Here is a 21,298-nt window from a genome sequence, read left to right as displayed (position 1 = left end):
ATTCCAATCAATATGTGGCATACCTCTCTTTTCAGGAATCGCCTATAATTCTATTGTACTAGCAAACACATAAAACGAGGAGGAAGATTTATGAACTTTAGCAGGCTTGCCAAACAGGCAACAGCAGGAATACTCAGTACTGGCATTCTATTAAGCGGTACTGTCACCCAATCATTTGCAGCTCCAAAGGATCCGGCGGATTACAAAGAAACGTACGATACTTCACAAATCACTCGATCAGCTATGAAAGATATGATTAATCAGCACGGTGATACTAGATATGCCGTTCCTAGGTTTGACGAATCCACAATTAAAAACATCCCTTCTGCCAAAAAAGTAACGGAATCAGGCGAAACCATTGATTTAGATGTATGGGATACATGGCCATTGCAAAACGCTGATGGAACTGTTGCAGAGTACAAAGGATATCATATCGTTTTTGGATTAGCAGGCGATCCTAAAAACGCGAGTGATACGTTCATCTACATATTCTACAAAAAAGTGGGCGACAACTCCCTTGATGCTTGGAAGAATGCTGGAAGAGTTTTTGATGACAATGATAAAAACGTTCCAAATGATCCTTACCTAAAAGAGCAAGCCGAAGAGTGGTCAGGTTCTGCAACCTTCACTGAGGACGGGGAAGTTCGCTTATTCTATACAAACCGTGAACCGTATAAACCTGAGTCAGGGAATTATGGGAAACAAACCTTGACAACCGCTCAAGTAAACCTTTCAGAGTCAGATTCTGAAACATTAAAAGTGGATGGTGTTGAGGATTACAAATCCATCTATGAAGGCAAAGACAGCAAGTACTACCAAACTGTAGATAAATTTGTAGAGGACGGAAATTCCTCTGATAATCATACCTTCAGAGACCCTCACTATGTAGAAGACAACGGCCGCAAATACCTTGTGTTTGAAGCAAATACGGGTACAGAATATGGCTACCAAGGCGAAGAATCGCTATACAATAGAGCTTATTATGGCAACAGCAATAAATTCTTCCAGGGTGAGAAAAACAAACTTTTGCAAAGCCCTAAAAAAGAGTTAGCTGAACTTGCAAACGGTGCAATTGGAATTATTGAAGTAAACGACGATTATACATTGAAAAAAGAAATGAAGCCATTGATTGTTTCAAATACGGTCACAGATGAAATCGAACGTCCAAACATCTTTAAAAAGGACGGCAAGTGGTATTTATTCACAAGTTCAAGAGGATCAAAAATGACCATTGATGGAATCGATAATCAAGATATTTACATGTTAGGCTACACGTCAAATTCCTTAACTGGCCCATATAAACCATTAAATAAAACGGGCATCGTCCTGCATCAGGATCTAGATCCATATGACATCACTTGGAACTATGCACACTATGCGATCCCGCAGGCTGGCAGTGATAATGTTGTAGTGACAAGCTACATGACAAACAGAGGTTATTTTGAAGACAATAAATCTACCTTTGCCCCAAGCTTCCAGCTTAACATTAAAGGGAAACAAACATCGGTAGTAAAAGACAGTATTCTTGAACAAGGCCAGATTACGGTTAAGTAGTTACCCAATGAAAAGAAAAAGAAAATGTCAGGAAAACTTGGCATTTTCTTTTTTCTATTTTAAAAGAGAAAAGTGGTGAGTTTAAGTGAACAAAAAGAAATATATGATGGTTGGATTATTCTTTCTTGGATTATGGATGGTTATTTGCACAGGAATTTTAATTCATTCATTTTATAAAACAAAAGAAGCTAATCCGCCAAATAAGGTAGAAAAGCACTCATACCGGGCTGCCTATCATTTTACTTCTCCTGATCATTGGAAAAACGATCCACAGAAGCTCCTTTACTATGAAGGAAATTATCATTATTTTTACCTTTATAATGGAGATTACCCGGATGGCAATGGTACAGAATGGCGACATGCCACCTCTAAAGATTTGATTCACTGGAAGGATGAAGGAATTGCCATTCCAAAATATACGAATCAAAATGGGGATCCATGGACAGGGTCTGTCGTGTTTGACAAGGAAAATACAGCTGGGTTTGGAAAAGGGGCTTTTGTGGCGATCGTAACACAACCATCTAAGGATGGCCAGAAACAAGAACAATTTCTATGGTACAGTACGGACAAAGGAAATACGTTTACCTCTTACAGTGACGAGCCTATTATGAAAAATCCAGGAACGAAGGATTTTAGAGATCCAAAAATCATCTGGGATAACACGAATCAAAAATGGGTCATGACCATGGCCGAAGGATCGAAAATAGGTTTTTATGAGTCTTATAACCTGAAAGATTGGCGCTATACGAGCAGTTTTTCCACTAAGAACATTGGAGTTTTAGAGTGCCCTGACCTTTACCAGATCCGCGCTGAAGACGGGACAGTAAAGTGGGTGCTGGGCGTCAGTGCAAACGGAAAAGAAGCAGGGAAACCCAACACCTATGCATACTGGACAGGAACGTTTAATGGAACGGAATTTCTTCCAGATAACAATGAACCGCAATGGCTAGACTACGGTTTCGATTGGTATGGCGGAGTAACGTTTGAAGATGGCAAGGCAAGTGACAAATTAGACAAACGCTATGCCCTCGCTTGGATGAATAACTGGGCCTACGCCAACAATACTCCGACATTAAAAGAAGGGTTTAACGGAATGGATTCGATCGTCCGTCAAATTGAACTAAAGCGTGAAGGGGAGAATAAGTATTATCTTTCTTCACAGCCTTCAGAAGCATTAAAAGAATTGACAAGCTCAACGAATTCTTTTAATAAAATCGAAGTGGATGGCTCGGAAACACTTGATTTTAAAGGAGATGCCTATCAAATAGAGGCGGATCTCACATGGTCGGATTTTAAGAATGCAGGATTTAGGCTCAGGGAGTCAGATGATCAAAAACGCCACGTTGACGTAGGCATCTCTGCAGAAGGAAATTACTCTTATGTCAATCGGGTATTCACAGATCAACCTGACGAAACGAATCTGTTGGTTGAAAGTACTGCACCATTTGATGTCAGTAAGAAGAAGGTACATTTAAAGATTCTCGTCGATAAAACGAGTATTGAAGTTTTTGTGGATGATGGAAAGGTTGCTTATTCAAACTTAATATTCCCTCATGCCGAAGATAAGGGAATTACTCTCTTCTCTGAGGGCGGCAAAGCGATCTTTAAGAATATGAAGGTTACACATTTTGATCCGATTAATTGAATCTCATCTTGGCAGATACCTTTCATATGAGTACACATATATTCTTTTATAAGAAATAACTCTTCAAATATGAAAATTTACTAAAAGGGGCCCCACCAACATTTAGCAATTTCGACATAAAAAAGCCCGATTTCTATAAGCTAAGACTGTCTTATATGTACTGAAACTTATCTTTGTTATATTAACTGATCATATATAAATGTATGAGTTATTGAACATAAACAGATGAGGAAAATCCTCATAAATCCTTCAGCTAAAATGTGTTAAGAAACTTAGGTTTTCTGAACAGAACCTTAGTTCTTAACACCAAAAACACCTTACGGAAAAGATACAATTTTAGGTTTAATTTCTCCCAGAAGCACTTGGGATTAATGGATAATCATATACCATATATATTCTTTAATTCTCACATAAGACAGTCGAGGAAATTTATAAAAACAGTGAAAAGTTTCCCTAGGAGTTACAGTGGGCAGCCTCGAACGACTTAGCTAAAGTGGGACTCATTATCGTAACGTCCACCAATAAAGACGTTTGGGATAAAAATGGATATCATGAGTCGCTTGGAAAGCCAAGGATTACGCAGGTGAGGGAGGGTGATATAGCTCGTCGATGCAGAGAAAAAATCGCGAATCAAGCGAGCCGAAGCGAACATGAATATGGCAGCAAGAAAGGAAGAATAACAGGGGGGAATTTAAGGGGCACTTACCCCAGTATGTAGACAAAGTGGGTTCGGAAATCAACACCCCAATTGTATAGGCAAAAAACTGTTGGTCCAATCATATAGACAAGGGAGCTACGGTTTGTAGACTACTATTATCTAAAAGTTAAACCAAAGTTGATTGGAGAGAAAGGTGCGAGACTCCTGCGGGGAAAACGCGTCCAGGGGAGACCCCGCAGGCGCAAAGGCGCCGAGGAGGCTTCCCGGACCGCCCGCGGAAAGCGAGTGCCTGGAGCGGAAATCAACATCTAAATCGTACAACCATAAAAAAACTGTAGGCAAACTCAATTTTAATCAAGTTTGCCTATAGTCTCAGGTAAGGGACGATTATACTCTTACCTTTTTTTGAATAGTTTTGACAGTTTATCTGGCCTTTTATACTACTTAACAAATATGTTCGTCATACTCGGTTTTCAAGTAATTCATCATCCTTTGTTTCTGGTGTGAATAATGAAAGCAATTAAAGTAGTAGGAAAAGTCGTCAAAAAAGAGAGGGTTTTTATCATCGAAGCTATAAGAATTTAAAAAATCCGAGATTACTTTTTCTTGTTCCACTACATCGAACAATCCGGATATATAAAAATGATAACTGAATTTATCATATAAAAAAAGATATCCTGTATCATCAAAAATATTTTTCACTGTATGACCATCCAATTCTAACTCACTCCTTCCTTACCAATATACCTTTTTATCCATGAAATTATTCAGGGCTCATCTTTCAGGGAATATTATTATATTTATTGCAGCGTGTTTTTTATGCCTTCAATACATTAAAGGTATGGAATAAATGCAGGCAGAAGGAAAAGCGAACGAAAAAAGCACATCCAATAAGGATGTGCTTTCATAAAAGTATTATTTGTACATTTCAGCGACTTGTTTTTGCAATTCGCCATTTTCAAGGTACTCATCATAACTCATTTGCTTATCGACTGTACCTTTTGGAGTAAGTTCAATGATCCGGTTAGCAATAGTTTGGATGAACTGATGATCATGAGAAGAGAAGATCATAGATCCTTTAAAGCTGATTAAACCGTTGTTTAATGCTGTAATCGACTCTAAGTCCAGATGGTTGGTAGGTTCATCAAGCATCAGGACGTTCGAACCGCTTAACATCATTTTGGAAAGCATACAGCGGACTTTTTCGCCCCCTGAAAGTACACTTGCCTTTTTCGTGACTTCATCGCCAGAGAATAACATCCTGCCCAAGAAACCGCGCAGGAAGCTTTCGCTCTGGTCATTAGGAGAATATTGACGGAGCCAATCGACAAGATTTAAATCGACACCTTCAAAGAATTCAGCATTATCTTTAGGGAAGTAAGCCTGAGAGGTTGTAACGCCCCATTTGAATGAGCCGCCATCCGGTTCGATTTCACCTGCCAAGATTTTGAACATTGTTGTTTTAGCAATCTCATCTTTACCGACAAATGCAATTTTATCGCCTTTATTCATCGTGAAGCTGACATTATCCAATATTTTTACGCCATCGATCGTTTTCGAGATTCCATCTACACGAAGCAGGTCGTTCCCGATTTCACGTTCAGGAGTAAAGCCGACATATGGATAGCGGCGTGAAGAAGGCTCGATGTCATCCAAGCTGATTTTATCCAATAATTTCTTACGGGATGTAGCCTGGCTCGATTTGGATGCATTGGCACTGAAACGCGCGATGAAATTTTGAAGCTCTTTGATTTTTTCTTCTTTTTTCTTATTGGCATCTTGAGTCAGTTTAAGGGCAAGCTGGCTTGATTCATACCAGAAGTCATAGTTACCGATATAAACTTTGATTTTACCGAAATCAAGATCCGCGATATGTGTACAAACCTTGTTAAGGAAGTAACGGTCATGGGAAACTACGATAACAGTGTTTTCAAAGTTGATTAGGAATTCTTCCAGCCATTTGATCGCTTTTAAGTCCAAGTGGTTGGTAGGCTCATCCAGTAATAGAACATCCGGTTTACCGAATAGTGCCTGGGCAAGCAATACTTTAACTTTGTCGCCACCGTTCAATTCAGCCATTTTCTTCGTATGCAGGTCTTCTGTAATCCCAAGGCCTTTTAAGAGGATTGAAGCTTCGGGTTCAGCTTCCCATCCGTTTAATTCGGCAAATTCCCCTTCAAGCTCGGCCGCTTTCATTCCGTCTTCGTCGGTGAAGTTTTCCTTCATATAGATGGCATCTTTTTCTTGCATGACTTCATATAATCTTTCATGTCCCATAATGACGACTTTAAGGACTTCTTCCTCTTCATAAGCGAAGTGATCCTGTTTTAGAACGGCAAGGCGTTCGCCTGGCCCCATATGGACATCACCGGATTGTGCTTCAATTTCACCTGAAAGGATTTTTAAGAAAGTGGATTTACCGGCACCATTCGCACCAATCAGGCCATAGCAGTTACCAGGAGTGAATTTTATATTAACATCTTCAAACAGTTTACGATCGCCATAACGTAAACCAACATTATTTACTGTAATCATTTATTTACATTCCTCCAAAATACTTTTGTTTCAACGTGTTCAACACTTTGTTTCATTAGTTTTACGCTGATTCATACAAACAGCAGTTTACAATCTTGTATGTTTTAAACTGTGCATCATTTAAATTGTATCTTATTTCTTAGGAAAATTAAAGGCAGATTAGTAAAAACAAACGTTTATAAGCAAAAATTACACAAGGATTTAATTTTGTTTATAAATTGCAACCTATAAATGTAAGTACTATTTTTTTATTGAATATGATTATGGGTATAAAGTCTCATTACACAACAACTTTATAATTGGTAATATAGGTAACTGTAACTAATACAATGGGAGGAACATATATGAGTGATTCAGTAGGTTTTTGGAAACGTCTTTTTGCAGGTGTTTTGGACGGCATAATAGTATCAGCACCATTAGCGATAATTTTCGGGGTGATTACCGGTGATTGGGAAAACGAAAATTTTTCAACTCTTTTTAACTTTCTTTACATGGTGATTGTCCCGATACTATGGTATGGCTATACAGTTGGTAAAAGGATTATGGGAATACGCATAGTAAGGATGGACGGCAAAAAATTAGGCATAGGCACTATGCTATTGAGGTATTTAGTTGCTGCTTTGGTATATGCCATTACATTAGGGATAGGGTTTATTGTCAGTGCATTCATGGTTGGCATAAGGAAAGACCATAGATCGATACATGATTTCATAGCAGGTACATACGTGACATCAAATGAACCATGAATAACGGATAAGCAGTTTAATAGCTGCTTTTTCTTTTGCGAAAATACAGATTCAAACCGATATGATTTTTTAAATATGGAGGAAATTTAGCCGAATACTTTATTGTACGGTATTTAGGTATAAATATTACATTGGAAACCACGATAGAATATCTATAGCAGTAATACAGTGGCAGTTAGGAAGCTAAAGAGCACTTAACCTTAATGGTCAAGTGCTTACGATCTTGATTTATTTCATTTTGAAGACGTCCTTGATATGCTCATGTTTCTTTGCGTACAATTTTCTTTTCAAATTTGCGCTTATTCGCATTGGCTTTCCCATGTGTGGAACCGACGAATACGTGTTCAGCACTTATTAACTTTCTATCAGCGGCTGTTATTCGATAGAAAATCTGTTCTATCCAAGTTTTTAAACCTAGTTGATTGGAGCGAGTGCCTGGAGTGGAAATCAACGATCAGATTTACTAACCCTCAAAAACGTTCGAGTTGATCTCAGAATCCCGCTCCCTTTCCGCCGACTGCCTGCCAAGCCTCCTCGACGCAAGCGTCTGTGGGGTCTCGGCTAGCTAGTTATTCGGCAGGAGTGTCGCAAATTTCTTCCATCCAATAAGGAGCACAGGAGAAAAATTCAAAGGATAAAATAAACTTGATTCGGAATAGACCAGTCTGCAGTTTTTATTTTAAAAAACGTTCCAGTTGATTGGAACGTAAGGTACGAGACTCCTGCGGGAAAAACGTGGCCAAGGGAGACCCCGCAGGCCATGCCGAGGAGGCTCCCGGACCGCCCGCGGAAAGCGAGTGCCTGAAGTGGAAATCACGTCCGAATTTGTACAAGAAAAAAATGTAGACAAACTCAATTTTCATTGAGTTTGTCTACATTCTGAGCACTTAACCTTAATGGTCAAGTGCTTTTGTTATTCAAAACCTCTTTATTTTGATTGATGATGATTTTATTTCTTAAAATCATTTCTTTATTATTAAGTCCAACATTAAGTTCTTTTGTATCATTCACTTTTTCCAGCAGTGAAATTACGGATATTTCCAGTAATTCAGAAATAGGCATTTGTGTTTTGGATGATAAGATTTCAAGTTCATGGATTAATTTAGGGGATAGCATTGGTTGTTTTTGATTTATTTCCATGACAGGACCCGCTTTCTTAAAAAAGTTATGTAATGTCATTTAAGTATATAATGTCAGTTTCCGATAAAACATTAAAGTTGCATTATTTATGTTAAGAGTTGATGACAATTACAGAAGAAAGGCATATCCATGAAGGTCTCAGCATAAGTCAACATACCAAAGCTAAATCCAATCTGGAATATATCGTGTATTCTTCGAATTATATGAAATATCAGGGAAGGTACATTACAACTATATAATTCTGTCTCCAGATTTGTCAACGATTGGCTTTTCTGATAGTATAAATGTCCATTTCGTCTTAGCATCGGCATTTTAATAAGTTTGATCAATATACAAGGAAGGGGAGTGATTTCATTGGGTAATCACCCTGATTTTGAACAGGAACGACAGCGGCTGGATTTTACAAAACGTTATATCGATGTAGTCATCAAAACATCTGAAACAAGCAAAGATCAATTTCAGCGGAATATGCAAGAAGCCTTTGGCGATGCCGATTGGTCTGAATCAGCGTTATATTCACAGCTGCTGACGACGGCCAACTTTTTTGAGATGTCCAAAACCGAACTTGAAAGTTTACGCAAAGCAAGTAAAAAACCTTACTTTGCAAGAGTGGATTTTGAAAGGAATGATGGGGAGAGAGGCGAAGTCCTTTATTTCGGAAAAGCATCTCTTTATCAGAGGGAAAGCCAGGAACAGATCATCGTCGATTGGCGTTCACCGATTGCAAATCTGTATTATGAGGGACGGATTGGTGAAATAGAATATGAAGCGGAAGGGGAGACATTCAGCGGGAACATCACTTTAAAAAGACAGCTAATGATAGAAGAAGGTGTCTTGGAGGAGATAAGGGACATTGATTTGACAACAACGGATGAATTGTTGCAGGAATCCCTTTCCAAGAGTTCCAGCAATCGATTGACGGATATCATCACCACGATCCAGGAAGAACAGAATAAAATCATTCGGGCAGATTTGAATAAACCTATCATTGTCCAGGGCGCAGCGGGCAGCGGTAAAACCACAATCGCTTTACATAGGATCTCTTATTTCATTTACCACTATAAAGACTTGTTCGATCCGCGACAATTAATGATTCTTGCTCCGAGCCGGGTATTCATTGATTACATATCTGAAGCTTTACCTGAATTGGGTGTCGAAAAGGTAAAACAATTCACGTTTTCCGAATATGTTCAGGCAGCGATAGGAAAGCAAGTGAAGCTTATAAATGATGATAAATTAACGCGATTGCTGGAAAAAGATGATGAAGAAATTAATTCAGCCGTCTGGATATCAGGTCTGAAAGGATCCCCTGCCTTTAAATATATATTGGACGAATATATAAAGGATATTTTCAGTGGGTTTCATCCGGATGCTGATTTTTATTGTGATAAATATCGCCTCTATTCCGCTAAGAAGTTCATTAGATTATTGGAAGAGGATTATTGGTATTTACCGTTATACAGCAGGCTGGACAAACTGAAGGCCATTTTACAAAATGAAGTGAAATTAAAAAAGAAAACAATGCTTGAACGTGTTGTTGATCTTTATGATGCCAAAATCGAGAAGGCGCTCTATAAGAATATCGATCCAGTCATACGCAAGGAATTTGTTACAAAATGCCTCGATAAAAAAGAGGAAAGGATAGGACAGATCCAAAAGGCGATCCGTTCTTCTGTAAAAGCGTATTTTAAGCAATTCAAAAGTAAAGATCTCCTGGAGTACTATCAGGAATTATACCAAGATCCAGAGCGCCTCGCCTCATACAGCAACGGTAAGCTTACTGTTGAAGATGCCAGGGTTTTATGTGAGTACAATCATAAATTATTTTCTGCTAATAGTTATGAGATAGAGGACTTAGGAGCACTATTATATCTTCAGGAGCGGCTTTTCGGTGTCGATAAAGAAAACAAAGCAAAAAATGTTGTCATTGATGAGGCACAGGATTATAGCTTCATGCAGTTACAGGCCCTAAAGACGGCAGTAGATACCGATATGTTCACACTTGTAGGCGACCTTGCACAAGGCATCCATTCATACCGCGGACTTCAAACATGGGAAGAGGTTCACAGTCGTATTTTCCCTCGGGCGACGTATACTGAATTACAAAAAAGCTACAGAACAACTGTTGAAATTATGAAACAAGCTAATGAAATACTTCAGTTGTTAACATACGATTTCCCGGAAGTTGAACCCGTGGTCCGGCATGGCAAGGATCCAGAATTCATTTACATTGAAAAGGAAGGTTGGGAAGAAGAACTGATCGAGCTGATCGCAACCCTTAAAGGAGAAGGTTTTAAAACGTTTGCCGTTATTGCCAAAACGATGAAAGATTGCAAGCTGGCAAATGAGAAACTAAGTGAATTCCATCAAGGCTTTCATTTAATAGATGAAGCGGGAAACATCCCTAAAGATAAAACATTGATTGTTCCTTCCTATCAAGCCAAAGGTCTCGAATTCGATGTCGTATTTGCAATATCCCTCGAAGAAGCGTATTGCCACGAAAACGAACTTGATATCAAATTGCTGTACGTAACAATGACAAGGCCATTGCACAGGCTATATTTTTTAGGTAAAGAGAAAAATGCTTTCCTTATTGAGACATGAAAGGGGGAGGGTGGAATGCCACCACCTCCTCGTGAAATGCTCATAGATGCAAAAGGATATCCTGAATATCTTCCCATCCGAAACCGACTTCGATAAGCTCGACGCCTGCCATTTTAACGGTTTTTTCAGCTATCACTTGACCTCCAAGTGCTTTGTAAAAACCGCATGATGGGTTATCCTTTAATGCCCAGATTATTAAATTCTTATGTTCCATTTTCATAAGCTCATGTATGACCGCTTTTATCATTTTTCGTCCAAGTCCCTGTTGTTGATATTCTTTTAAAAAATAAATGGCATATACTTCACCTTGAAAATGCGGATCATTCGTTTGTTCTGGTCCACCGGCAGCGAAACCGATGATTTCCCCATTGGCGTTTTCCGCAACAAAGGTAGCATTATGCAGCATTTTTAAATTCCTTAGCCAGTTTTTCTTTTTGGCTTCCAGATTCATGGAAGACAAATATTGATCCGGAAGGATTCCTTTATAAGTTGTTTTCCAGCTGTTTATATGTACAATTGCTATTCCATCTACATCTTCTTCTATGGCTTTCCTTATCTTCATAAAAAACACCTTCAGATTTTCATATTTCCCCCTAGAATATCATGGAAAAAGTGAATAAGCATTTTATTTATGTTTATAACTGCTTTTGAAAGGATAAGAAATAAAAGAGTGATCAACCAGATGAAGGGAAGGATGAGAAAGATGAAATTGAAAGTTGGTTTTTATTTTCCGGGCGGCAAAGAACTAGAGCATGAGGTTGAAGGTGATGATTCAACTCAAATGATTTCAAATATTCAAAAGCACCGTTATTATAATTTAGTTAAAGGCGATTGCCATTATGTCGTAGATACGGAAAAAGCAGCATATTTTTCTGTAACCGAAATATTGGATTGAGAATAAACCGCATTGGACTTTTATTCCATTGCGGTTTATTCTTTTTGTTGTAAGGAAACCGGAAAAGGAGTATCGTCAATGAAAATCAATTTTACCAAGAAACAGTATGAAACATTATTCAAAATGGTTCAGTACGGATATTGGGTTGCTTCCGATACTGAAGATAATAAAGAATTCAGTGAAATGGAACAGTATATCAATTCCTTTGCGAAAGATTTCGGCATGGAAGGAGTACAGTTTATAAAGGATTACGAAATGTATGATCTGAGCAGGGAATTGGAGGATCAACTTCATACAGTCATAAATGAGTATGAAGATGGAGTGTTCAGGGATAAGCTTGCCTACCATTTGGCTAGGAAAGAGTTCGCCTTGGAGTCGGAAAACCATGAATACAATCAGGAGGAAGCGTTTAAACGTATCATGGAGCTCGAGGAAAAATATCACCTTCATATTGAAGAACACGGGTTAGGGAAATTGAAAATAGAAGAATAAAAAGAGAGAGGACGTAATCTGTCCTCTCTTTTCTGATTTTGAGAAAGTAATGATTTCCATGATCATCACGAATGCCATCCATTACGGATCGGTTTTATGCACGAGGATTTTGACCTAATTTTTCAACTGAGTATTGATAAAATGCAATTAAGTCATTTTGTGATGCAAAGCCTGCTTGTGCAGTACGTCCGTTCCCTCCGCCTTTTCCATTATAGGAGCCCAGTTCCGCTTTGAAATATTGTCCGCAATTAAAGGGATTGTCCCCGCTGTGCGAGAGGATGACCTTTTGCTCCTTACGTGATGCTAATAATACGGTAACCTTTTCTTTTTTTACAATCGTACCTGCAAGGTAAAGCAGTTCTTTCATTGAGCTATCTTCGAAAATATGAGAGATGAATCCCCCTCCATTTTCTGCAAGCAGGGAGTCAGCAAGAAAATTTGCATTTTCAAGTTTTAAATTTTCATTTGCCGATAGCAGCTGCTTATAGTCATTTTCAAGTTTCTCCACCCTATTCAGGATCTCTGTACGTCCGGTATTGAATTTAGTCGATAATGCAGAAAGAATTCCTAGACTTTCGGAATAATCATTCAATGCCCTAAAGCCGCACTTAAAGTAGAGACGGGTAAGCTCTTTCTGCTTCTCCGCTTTGAAAATTTTTATTAACCCAATCTCACCGGTACGCTCTACATGAGTTCCACCGCAAGGGTTATATTCAATTCCTTCTATCTCAACAATACGGATATTTTCAGACACTTTAGGCATTTTGACGACAGGAAGTGTCTGTAGTTTCTCGTTTGTCACGTAATAGATAAGTAATTCGCGATTCTCGATGATATATTGATTAACTAGCTTTTCAGCAGCAGCGGTATGTACCTCAGTCCATTGAAATCCTGCCATTATATCGATCGTTAAATATTCCTTTCCAAGGTGAAAGCTGACCGTATTAGAGTCAAACAGTTCCCTGCAGACAGCCGAGAGTAGATGCTGGCCGCTATGCTGTTGCATATGATCGAAGCGGCGGGGCCAATCAAGTTCACAGTGGACGATCTCTGAATCTGGCCGTCTCTCCATCTTATGAAGAATCTTTCCATCATTGTCTTTTATAACGTCAAGAACGGTGATTCCTTCTATTTTACCAGTATCTGCTGGCTGACCGCCGCCTTCGGGATAAAAAGCGGTTTCTTCAAGAGTGATATAGTAAAAGCCATTTTCTACAATGGTCTCCCGAATTTCGGTATCCCATTGGGAGGTCTTGGTGGACGTGTAATATAATTTTTTTGTCATGAATGATTTCTTTTTCCTTTCAGTTGATCATTAAATTATATCACCGAAATACTAGAGTTTAAAATCGCGGGTTTTAGAAGATTAGTCAGGGATAAAAGCAAAACTATATGACAAATTCTAAATAAATTGTGCAAGATGGCAATAACTATTTATAGACTGCCCTTTTGAAGTAAAATACTCCTGAAAGTATACACTTTAGACAAATTAAAAATGCATTAAACAGATTTATGTAGTTAAAGGATAATCATAGGGACCTTTGGGTTGGGAGGGTTAAGTGATATGAAGTGAATCTTGTAAATGTGGAAAAATACAAAAACAGCTTATTTGGGAATATAAAAAATAAACTTTCTGATTGGCAGGAGCTGGATGTAGGGCAGACCATTCCGGCTCAAGAGATATTCCGATTTCTGCATTCAGTCAAAGGGTCGGCTGGAATGCTGCAATTATGTGGACTTATGGCCATCACCGAAAAGCTATTTGATTGACTTGATGTAGAAATGCTTTTCAAAAGCTAAAATCTTCACCTCCGGATGCCATTGTGCTGGATATCCTTCTTGAAGAGGGGGAGATGGACGGCTGGGCGATCCTAAGGGAATTAAAAGGATCCTCTGATTTGAATGAGTCCCGTTTTTGTTTCGACTGCACTTGGAAAGGGAGAAGGGGATTTCCTTGGGAGCTAAGGATTATTTAGTTAAACCTTATAAACCGAGCCAATTATCCAAAGTGATCATGTATACCTTGTTAAGTAACGGTAAACAAGGGCAGATACTAATCCCGCAGGCATTTCATGGAGAAAACAAGGGTTAAAAAATAAAAAACCGTAATAGGTATACAGAACATCAAAAAAATGATAAATTCAAATATGTTGGAAAAATAAATAATTGGGTACAATTGTAGGTAAAGGTAAGTTACAGGAGGATTTTTATTCATGCAAAAAATTCAGGCCGGCATGGCTGTAGAGTTAGAAGTGGAACGTAAGGCTGATTTCGGATGGTTTTTAACGGATGGTTCAGAAGATGTCTTACTTCATCATAATGAAATGAATGAAGGAACGGAACTTGAGATTGGCGATGAAGTAACTGTGTTCATCTACCATGACAAACAAGCAAGGCTAACAGCGACAATGAAGATACCCGAAATTCAGATTGATCAGTATGGCTGGGCGGAAGTTGTCAATGTGAAAAGGAAACTTGGTGTTTTTGTTGACATCGGTCTTTCGAAAGATATTCTTGTATCCCTGGATGACCTTCCGAATATAGATCGATTATGGCCTGAGGTTGGTGATCGTCTATATGTATCCCTGAAGACAGATCGTCATGATCGCCTGTTTGGTAAACTGGCAACCGAAGATGTCATTCAGGAGATTGCAGTAACAGCTCCATTAAAAGGGATTCGTAACACCAGTATTAAGGGAAATGTCTATCGTTTGCTTATGGTTGGATCATTCTTTATTTCAGAAGAAGGGTACCGCTGTTTCATTCACGAAAGTGAACGCAAGGAGGAGCCCCGTCTTGGTGAATTAGTTGAAGGGCGCGTCATTGATAGTAAAGAAGATGGAACGCTTAACGTTTCTTTAATCCCCTTTAAACAAGATTTAATGGGGGAAGATGCTGATGTCATTTTCACTTATTTAATGAATCGCGGCGGTGCAATGCCTTATGGTGACAAAACGCCACCTGATGATATCAAGTTCCACTTCGGTTTGAGCAAGGGAGCGTTCAAGCGTGCTCTCGGCAAACTGATGAAAGAAGAAAAGATTTACCAGGAAGATGGATGGACATATTCTTCAGACCGTAAATGAAAAAGGCAGCGGATTTTATCCGCTGCTTTTTTATTGTGAATTTCATTAAAAGAACTTCTTTTTACCTTTTTCTTCTTTTAAAATCTCCACCGCTTCCCTGAACCTCATCGAATGGACAATTTCCCTCTCGCGTAAAAACCTGAGTGAATCATTGATATCAGGATCATCCGAGATGTCAATTAACCACTGGTAGGTTGCTCTGGCCTTCTCTTCAGCAGCGATATCTTCATATAAATCTGCAATCGGATCTCCTTTTGCTTGGATATAAGTGGCGGTCCATGGATTCCCTGCTGCGTCATGATAATAAAGGGCACTATCATGATTGACATAATGATCCCCTAGCCCTGCGGCTGCCATCTGCTGAGGTGTGGCATCTTTTGTAAGCTTATAGATCATCGTGGCGATCATTTCGAGATGGGCAAATTCTTCCGTTCCGATATCCGTAAGCAGGCCAATGACTTTTTCCGGAATTGTATATCGTTGATTTAAGTAACGGAGTGCTGCAGCCAACTCACCATCAGCACCGCCATATTGTTCTATTAAATATTTAGCCAATCGGGGATTACAGTCTCTTACTTTAACTGGATATTGCAGCTTCTTTTCATAAACCCACATAGCTCATCTCTCCTTATACCTGCCATGGCCAAGGGCCTTGGCCCCATTCCCATTTATTTTCACCGCCTGGACTGTTTCCAAATCCCAATAATGGACCATATTTAGGCTCAAAAACCGATTTCAGTTGTTGGGAGTATTCATGAAATTGATTGAATTGCTGTAAAGCCTGCTGGTCGTTAGGATGTGTATCCAAATAAAGAGTCAACTCGACAAGTACGAAATCGGCAGCCTGTATTTGTTCAAGCAACTGATAATATTCATCATCCAGTTTCTTATTCATTTACGTCTCCCTTTCCCGATATGGATTATCATAAAAATCATAAAAGAATTTCCAAAGTGTACCGTATTTCAAAGCTTCTTCCGGAGTGAACTGCTCCATATTGGGCGGTTGAAAATTAATATACAAATTAGGAGGTGTCCTGTAATACTTTCTCCCAATAGGCGGACACGGATCGAATTTACTATGGAAAGGTTTATATGACTTAACTAGGGTAAAAGTCTTTTCGCGAGTCACAAAAAAATACCTCCTTTGTAAAGATATAGCCTCTAATTTTTATGCCTCGGTAATGCATAATATGACTGCTGTGGCCTGGAAAGGGAATTAAATGGAAAATGATATTTTTTCAGAATATTATAAAATCTTGTTATAGTCCCGTTATCTTACTGTGATGTTTGTCATCTATTCTTTATCTGTTTGTTCTTTGTATAGAAAAAAACTATGTTAAGATTTAACTCGTAGCTTATAAAGCAGCTCACAAGGAGGTAACAACATATGAAAAAATCAATCTTATCGTTAGCGGCAGCGGCTGCTATATCCGGTGCATTCACAATTCCGGTACAAGCAGAAGATGTCAAAGTGAAAGATGGAGACACATTATGGGGGATATCTCAAACATATAAAGTATCAGTAGAAGATATTAAGTCTTGGAACGATTTGTCTTCAGACGCGATTTATGCCGGAGAAACCATACATATTTCTCAAGAAGAGCATTATAAAGTAAAGTCAGGGGACACATTATCGGGAATTGCACACAAATATGATGTAGGGGTAAATGATATTAAATCTTGGAACGGTTTAAGTTCAGATACAATCCATCCTGGTCAAGAAATTGTCATTAAACCGGCAGCTAACAAAGTCGAAGCTGCAAGTGTAGGGCCTGCACAGAAATCAGAGCAAGCTGCACAAGCAGAGCAATCCGAACCAGCAGAACAATCTAAGCCAGCAGAACAAACAAAGCCGGTTGAACAATCGGAACCAGCAGATTCAAACAATGAATCCCAAGATCAAGCGGAATCTGGAAAAGAGATTACTGTTAGTGCAACCGCCTATACGGCTGATTGTCAAGGCTGCAGCGGAACAACAGCAACAGGAGTGAACTTGAAAGCTAATCCTGATGCAAAGGTGATTGCTGTGGACCCATCAGTCATTCCGCTAGGATCAAAGGTTTATGTTGAAGGTTATGGCTACGCAACGGCAGCCGATACAGGCAGTGCCATCAAAGGGAATAGAGTGGACATATTTGTTCCAAACGAACAGGATGCCGTGAATTGGGGCGTTAAAAACGTTAAAGTGCAAATCCTGAATTAATTTAGCCATGCAAAACATGTTTATATATTGAAAAAGCAGACACAGACATATTGTGTCTGCTTTTTTGTCCTTTAGGTTGTCGGGAAAAGCAGGTACAATAGAAGAAATAGATCCTTATAAATCCTTAGAAGTTAAATAGGAGGAATAGTAAATTGATGGAAAAAGCACGTGAATATTTACAAGAATACTTTGGTTATGAGTCATTCCGAAAAGGTCAGGAACAGATTATCGAACAGGTGTTGGGAGGAATAAACACAGCGGGAATCATGCCTACCGGCGGAGGTAAATCAATATGTTACCAAATTCCAGCCCTTCTGTTACCAGGTGTAACACTCGTTATATCCCCACTAATTTCCTTGATGAAGGACCAAGTAGATGCCCTCGAACAAAATGGGATTGATGCCACGTTTCTTAATAGCTCCATTTCTGGGTTAGAATCATCCAATAGAATGAACGATATTAAGCACGGTAGATATAAGCTGGTTTATGTTGCACCTGAACGTTTGGAAAATCCTGCATTTCAACAGGATCTATTTAATGTGGAAATTTCTATGGTTGCCATTGATGAGGCCCACTGTATATCTCAATGGGGACATGACTTCAGGCCAAGCTACCTAAAAATCAAAACCTTATTGAAAAACATGCCATCCGCTCCGACTGTACTGGCTTTAACGGCAACTGCCACACCGCATGTGACCGATGATATATGTCAGTCGCTCGGAATATCTGTACAGCATACAGTATCCACGGGGTTTTCCAGAGATAACCTGTTCTTTTCCGTTGTGAAAGAAGAAAATCGCAGTCGGTTTTTAATGCGCTATTTGGAGAAAAACAAAAATGAATCGGGGATCATATATGCAGCAACCAGGAAAGAAGTCGATTCCTTGTATGCCAAGCTTATTAAAGCCGGATTCAAAACAGGTCGATATCATGCTGGCATGAATGAAAAAGAACGGTCGGAACAGCAGGATCAATTCATTCGTGATGACGTTCCCTTGATGGTAGCGACATCTGCCTTCGGGATGGGAATCGATAAGTCGAATGTTAGATACGTCATCCATTACCAAACTCCAAAGAACATGGAGAGTTATTATCAGGAAGCGGGCCGTGCAGGGAGGGATGGTTTGGATAGCGAGTGTATCCTCTTATATTCCCCACAGGATATGCAGATACAGCGTTTCTTGATTGATCAATCAAATCCCTCTCAGGAGTGGCAATCCCAGGAATTGAAGAAATTGAACAGAATGAAGGATTATTGTTTTACCGAAGGATGTTTGCAAGCCTTCATTCTTAGATATTTTGGAGAAGAAAACCCTGAAGATTGCGGTCATTGCGAAAATTGTACAGATAAACGTGACTCTGTTGATGTAACTACACAGGCACAAATGGTCCTTTCATGTATGTTGCGAATGGGGGAGCGATTCGGTAAAACGATGATTTCCCAAGTGCTTACGGGATCACGCAATAAGAAAATTGAAGAGTTCGGATTCCAGAAGCTTTCAACCTATGGTATCATCAATGATCAAACTGCGAAGGATGTTGGTGATTTCATTGATTTCCTGACAGCAAAACAGTACATAGAAATGACAGGCGGCCAGTTTCCGGTACTCAAGGTTACCAATGCTGGCAGGGAAGTGCTTTTGGGACAGAAAAAAGTCCTGCGTAAGGAAATAAAAAAAGTAAGCAGCATCAGTGCAGATCATGGATTGTTCGAAGAGCTAAGACAGTTAAGAAAAGAATTGGCAAGCAAGGAAAATGTACCTCCATTCATTATTTTTTCCGATGCATCTTTGAAAGATATGGCCGTCAAACTGCCGAGGACGGAAGAGGAATTCCTGGAAGTCAAAGGGGTGGGGATGCAGAAATTCGAACGCTTCGGAGACGCATTTTTACAAGTGATTTCCCAGTATGTACAGGCACACCCTGAATTAGAAACGAATACTATGGTTACAAAGGAAACGCTAAAGAGAGCTACTAAACCATCTCACTTAGAAAGCTATCGCTTATATCAGGAAGGCAAATCAATCAAGGAAATAGGGACATTGAGAGGATTGTCTGCCATTTCAATTGAAAATCATTTATTAAAGTGTGCAGAAGAACACTTGGATATCAATTGGGATGAGATTTTCTTGGAGAAAGATTTTAATCTTGTTTTGGAAACTGCGAAACAATTGGATTCAGAAAAATTGAAACCACTTAAAGAAGCCTTGCCCGAACATATTTCCTACTTTATGATCAAAGCGATCTTGGTTAAGGCAGGGCTGGAAAACGAAAGGTGTTAAGGTTTTTTGGATAATTTCTTCATTGAATAAATAAGAATTTGGTTTAATGCGTATACTAGGAATGATAAAAAGGTGAAATTTCGCTCCTTTAATCAGAGTCTTTATAAAAAAGAGGAGGTTGCTCATGTATTTTGGTAAAAAGAATTCAGAGGAACCAGAAATAGTTATGGAAGATACGATAGTATATGCATGCGGATCAGCGGATTGCAATGGTTGGATGAGAAAAGATTTTGCCTCGGAAAACTATGATTGCCCAATGTGTGGAAGTCAATTGGTTGAAGAAATCAGGGAGCTCCCAAAAATTGAAAATGAGTATAATGCGTTTAAATAAAAGAGGTGAATCATAGCCTCTTTATTTTTTATTTTGAGAAGGAAGGATGGCGGAGTGTTTTTATCTGGGATTAATGCTTTACATATAAAGATATGTATGATATTATTAGATTTCAGTGTTATGAAAAGAATGCACTGGAGGGTAATTTAAAGTAACATTTTTATTAATAAAATAATTTTTCATCATTTTCATGATGAAGTAGAAACGAGTTAAACACATTTAGAAAAAAGAAATACATGTTATCATCAAGTATTTTCCTCGATCCATTTCTGTTCTTCATTAACTTACTTCTATGTACCATTTGTCTTTTGGAATTTAATCTACCCAATTGGAATTACGGACGGTTTTAATTAATAAACATGTACTTACAAGCTTTTATCTGATTCTCGCAGGCACGGTCTAGGAACCGTATGGATGGGAGAGAGGCAGGGCTTTCATTGTTTTAGGTTTTGGCATTAAAAATTACTCTCGTGCTCGCTTCGATTTGAAATGTTCAACGAACGAGCAGGAAGAACCATATGGAATGGATTCTTAAACAGGCGCAGTCTCGATTATCTGAAGGGTAAGTCAGGGACTGTGTTTCATTTTGGGGAATACTTTCTTTTTTAGAATCTTTCCTCAAATATATAAAGCATATATATGATATAATGGTAACTGAGATATGAAAAATTCATGCCGTAATCTCAAGTTCTTACCATTCAAAAAGTTTGGTTGAAAGAACAATAATCATACTTAGATTTGCGAATGGTTATTTACTCACAATTTAGATTAAACGCCATCTATTCTTCTTTTATCTTTATGGCTTGTGATCTGTTATGCAGGACGGAGTCAATTCAATTCTAAGGAGTGAGATATATGTATAGAAGAAATAATACGGAAGAAATCATTCCTGAAGAAACAAAGGTGTGGGAATGTACATCAGAAGATTGCAAAGGTTGGATTCGCGATAACTTTACAAGTAATGATGAACATGTTTGTCCGTTATGTAGCAGCGAGATGAAACCCGGCACCAGAATGCTTCAAGCAATTAACAATCCAAGAAACTATTAAGGCTATAAAAAAAGCTGAAGGGGATTCCCTTCAGCTTTTTTTATCTTTCTGCCAATTTGATGAAGCAAAAAGCAGAT

Annotated in this window: 20 protein-coding genes and 1 pseudogene; 13 read left to right on the top strand and 8 right to left on the bottom strand. The window is 38.8% G+C overall.

From position 1 onward, the window contains the following. Positions 1 to 90 precede the first annotated feature (90 nt). From ACJ9PY_RS14310 to ACJ9PY_RS14300, 3 genes and pseudogenes are all read left to right on the top strand, one after another. Complete coding sequence (locus ACJ9PY_RS14310; protein ID WP_411738400.1) at positions 91 to 1,554, top strand: glycoside hydrolase family 68 protein; 1,464 nt, start codon at positions 91 to 93, stop codon at positions 1,552 to 1,554. Positions 1,555 to 1,657: 103 nt separating this feature from the next. Further along, the gene (locus ACJ9PY_RS14305) at positions 1,658 to 3,199 is read left to right on the top strand and encodes a glycoside hydrolase family 32 protein (RefSeq protein WP_411740284.1); all 1,542 of its coding nucleotides are present in this window, start codon (positions 1,658 to 1,660) and stop codon (positions 3,197 to 3,199) included. A 415-nt stretch (positions 3,200 to 3,614) separates the two neighbouring features. Beyond that, positions 3,615 to 3,876 (top strand): annotated as a pseudogene (locus ACJ9PY_RS14300) (flotillin family protein); the annotation flags it as partial. A 425-nt stretch (positions 3,877 to 4,301) separates the two neighbouring features. Here ACJ9PY_RS14300 and ACJ9PY_RS14295 read toward each other — a convergent pair. Continuing rightward, entirely contained in the window at positions 4,302 to 4,574 is a 273-nt protein-coding gene (locus tag ACJ9PY_RS14295; protein WP_057277415.1) for a hypothetical protein, read from the bottom strand. A 198-nt stretch (positions 4,575 to 4,772) separates the two neighbouring features. Continuing rightward, on the bottom strand, positions 4,773 to 6,392 hold the full coding sequence (locus ACJ9PY_RS14290; protein WP_034307325.1) for an ABC-F family ATP-binding cassette domain-containing protein: 1,620 nt from the start codon (positions 6,390 to 6,392) through the stop codon (positions 4,773 to 4,775). Between the two features lie 344 nt (positions 6,393 to 6,736). Here ACJ9PY_RS14290 and ACJ9PY_RS14285 point away from each other — a divergent pair, with 344 nt between their 5' ends. Beyond that, complete coding sequence (locus ACJ9PY_RS14285) at positions 6,737 to 7,138, top strand: RDD family protein (RefSeq protein WP_063576010.1); 402 nt, start codon at positions 6,737 to 6,739, stop codon at positions 7,136 to 7,138. Between the two features lie 900 nt (positions 7,139 to 8,038). On the opposite strand, the gene ACJ9PY_RS14280 is transcribed toward ACJ9PY_RS14285, so the two are convergent. Next, positions 8,039 to 8,278, bottom strand: coding sequence for a hypothetical protein (locus ACJ9PY_RS14280; protein ID WP_057277417.1), 240 nt, complete (start codon positions 8,276 to 8,278; stop codon positions 8,039 to 8,041). Between the two features lie 345 nt (positions 8,279 to 8,623). Here ACJ9PY_RS14280 and ACJ9PY_RS14275 point away from each other — a divergent pair, with 345 nt between their 5' ends. Next, entirely contained in the window at positions 8,624 to 10,882 is a 2,259-nt protein-coding gene (locus ACJ9PY_RS14275; RefSeq protein ID WP_411738399.1) for a HelD family protein, read from the top strand. Between the two features lie 40 nt (positions 10,883 to 10,922). Here ACJ9PY_RS14275 and ACJ9PY_RS14270 read toward each other — a convergent pair whose 3' ends face one another. Beyond that, complete coding sequence (locus ACJ9PY_RS14270) at positions 10,923 to 11,444, bottom strand: GNAT family N-acetyltransferase (protein WP_063576011.1); 522 nt, start codon at positions 11,442 to 11,444, stop codon at positions 10,923 to 10,925. A 141-nt stretch (positions 11,445 to 11,585) separates the two neighbouring features. Between ACJ9PY_RS14270 and ACJ9PY_RS14265 the strand changes: the two genes are divergently transcribed. Both ACJ9PY_RS14265 and ACJ9PY_RS14260 read left to right on the top strand, forming a co-directional pair. Further along, positions 11,586 to 11,777 (top strand): hypothetical protein, encoded by a 192-nt coding sequence (locus tag ACJ9PY_RS14265; protein ID WP_034307314.1) that lies wholly within the window; start codon positions 11,586 to 11,588, stop codon positions 11,775 to 11,777. 78 nt (positions 11,778 to 11,855) lie between these two features. After that, complete coding sequence (locus tag ACJ9PY_RS14260) at positions 11,856 to 12,269, top strand: hypothetical protein (RefSeq protein ID WP_052137265.1); 414 nt, start codon at positions 11,856 to 11,858, stop codon at positions 12,267 to 12,269. A 94-nt stretch (positions 12,270 to 12,363) separates the two neighbouring features. On the opposite strand, the gene ACJ9PY_RS14255 is transcribed toward ACJ9PY_RS14260, so the two are convergent. Then, positions 12,364 to 13,554, bottom strand: coding sequence for an alanyl-tRNA editing protein (locus ACJ9PY_RS14255; RefSeq protein ID WP_411738398.1), 1,191 nt, complete (start codon positions 13,552 to 13,554; stop codon positions 12,364 to 12,366). Between the two features lie 284 nt (positions 13,555 to 13,838). Between ACJ9PY_RS14255 and ACJ9PY_RS14250 the strand changes: the two genes are divergently transcribed. Both ACJ9PY_RS14250 and ACJ9PY_RS14245 read left to right on the top strand, forming a co-directional pair. Then, positions 13,839 to 14,039 carry a hypothetical protein gene (locus ACJ9PY_RS14250; protein WP_411738397.1) on the top strand — a complete coding sequence of 67 codons (201 nt, stop codon included), beginning with the start codon at positions 13,839 to 13,841 and terminating at the stop codon, positions 14,037 to 14,039. A 443-nt stretch (positions 14,040 to 14,482) separates the two neighbouring features. Then, positions 14,483 to 15,355, top strand: a complete 873-nt coding sequence (locus ACJ9PY_RS14245; protein ID WP_048683447.1) for a S1 RNA-binding domain-containing protein — start codon at positions 14,483 to 14,485, stop codon at positions 15,353 to 15,355. A 45-nt stretch (positions 15,356 to 15,400) separates the two neighbouring features. Here ACJ9PY_RS14245 and cotJC read toward each other — a convergent pair whose 3' ends face one another. The 3 genes from cotJC to ACJ9PY_RS14230 are packed head-to-tail and all read right to left on the bottom strand — an operon-like array spanning position 15,401 to position 16,484. Then, on the bottom strand, positions 15,401 to 15,970 hold the full coding sequence (gene cotJC, locus ACJ9PY_RS14240) for a spore coat protein CotJC (RefSeq protein ID WP_063576015.1): 570 nt from the start codon (positions 15,968 to 15,970) through the stop codon (positions 15,401 to 15,403). 13 nt (positions 15,971 to 15,983) lie between these two features. After that, positions 15,984 to 16,250, bottom strand: a complete 267-nt coding sequence (locus ACJ9PY_RS14235; RefSeq protein WP_034307303.1) for a spore coat protein CotJB — start codon at positions 16,248 to 16,250, stop codon at positions 15,984 to 15,986. Continuing rightward, positions 16,251 to 16,484: a spore coat associated protein CotJA gene (locus ACJ9PY_RS14230; protein ID WP_048679115.1), complete on the bottom strand. Its 234-nt coding sequence runs from the start codon at positions 16,482 to 16,484 to the stop codon at positions 16,251 to 16,253. 258 nt (positions 16,485 to 16,742) lie between these two features. On the opposite strand from ACJ9PY_RS14230, the gene ACJ9PY_RS14225 reads away from it, so the two are divergent. The 4 genes from ACJ9PY_RS14225 (at position 16,743) to ACJ9PY_RS14210 (ending at position 21,221) form a co-directional block, all read left to right on the top strand. Continuing rightward, entirely contained in the window at positions 16,743 to 17,558 is an 816-nt protein-coding gene (locus tag ACJ9PY_RS14225; protein ID WP_411738396.1) for a LysM peptidoglycan-binding domain-containing protein, read from the top strand. Between the two features lie 152 nt (positions 17,559 to 17,710). Continuing rightward, positions 17,711 to 19,840, top strand: coding sequence for a DNA helicase RecQ (gene recQ / locus ACJ9PY_RS14220; protein WP_411738395.1), 2,130 nt, complete (start codon positions 17,711 to 17,713; stop codon positions 19,838 to 19,840). 124 nt (positions 19,841 to 19,964) lie between these two features. Further along, entirely contained in the window at positions 19,965 to 20,171 is a 207-nt protein-coding gene (locus ACJ9PY_RS14215) for a cold-inducible protein YdjO-related protein (protein ID WP_034307297.1), read from the top strand. A gap of 855 nt (positions 20,172 to 21,026) precedes the next feature. Beyond that, positions 21,027 to 21,221: a cold-shock protein gene (locus ACJ9PY_RS14210; protein ID WP_034307294.1), complete on the top strand. Its 195-nt coding sequence runs from the start codon at positions 21,027 to 21,029 to the stop codon at positions 21,219 to 21,221. Positions 21,222 to 21,298 lie beyond the last annotated feature (77 nt).

The sequence above is a fragment of the Peribacillus sp. S4 genome, assembly GCF_046715815.1.
Lineage (GTDB): Bacteria > Bacillota > Bacilli > Bacillales > DSM-1321 > Peribacillus > Peribacillus frigoritolerans.
Note: the sequence above shows the minus strand (reverse complement) of the source record. Positions and strands in the feature narration are given on the sequence as shown.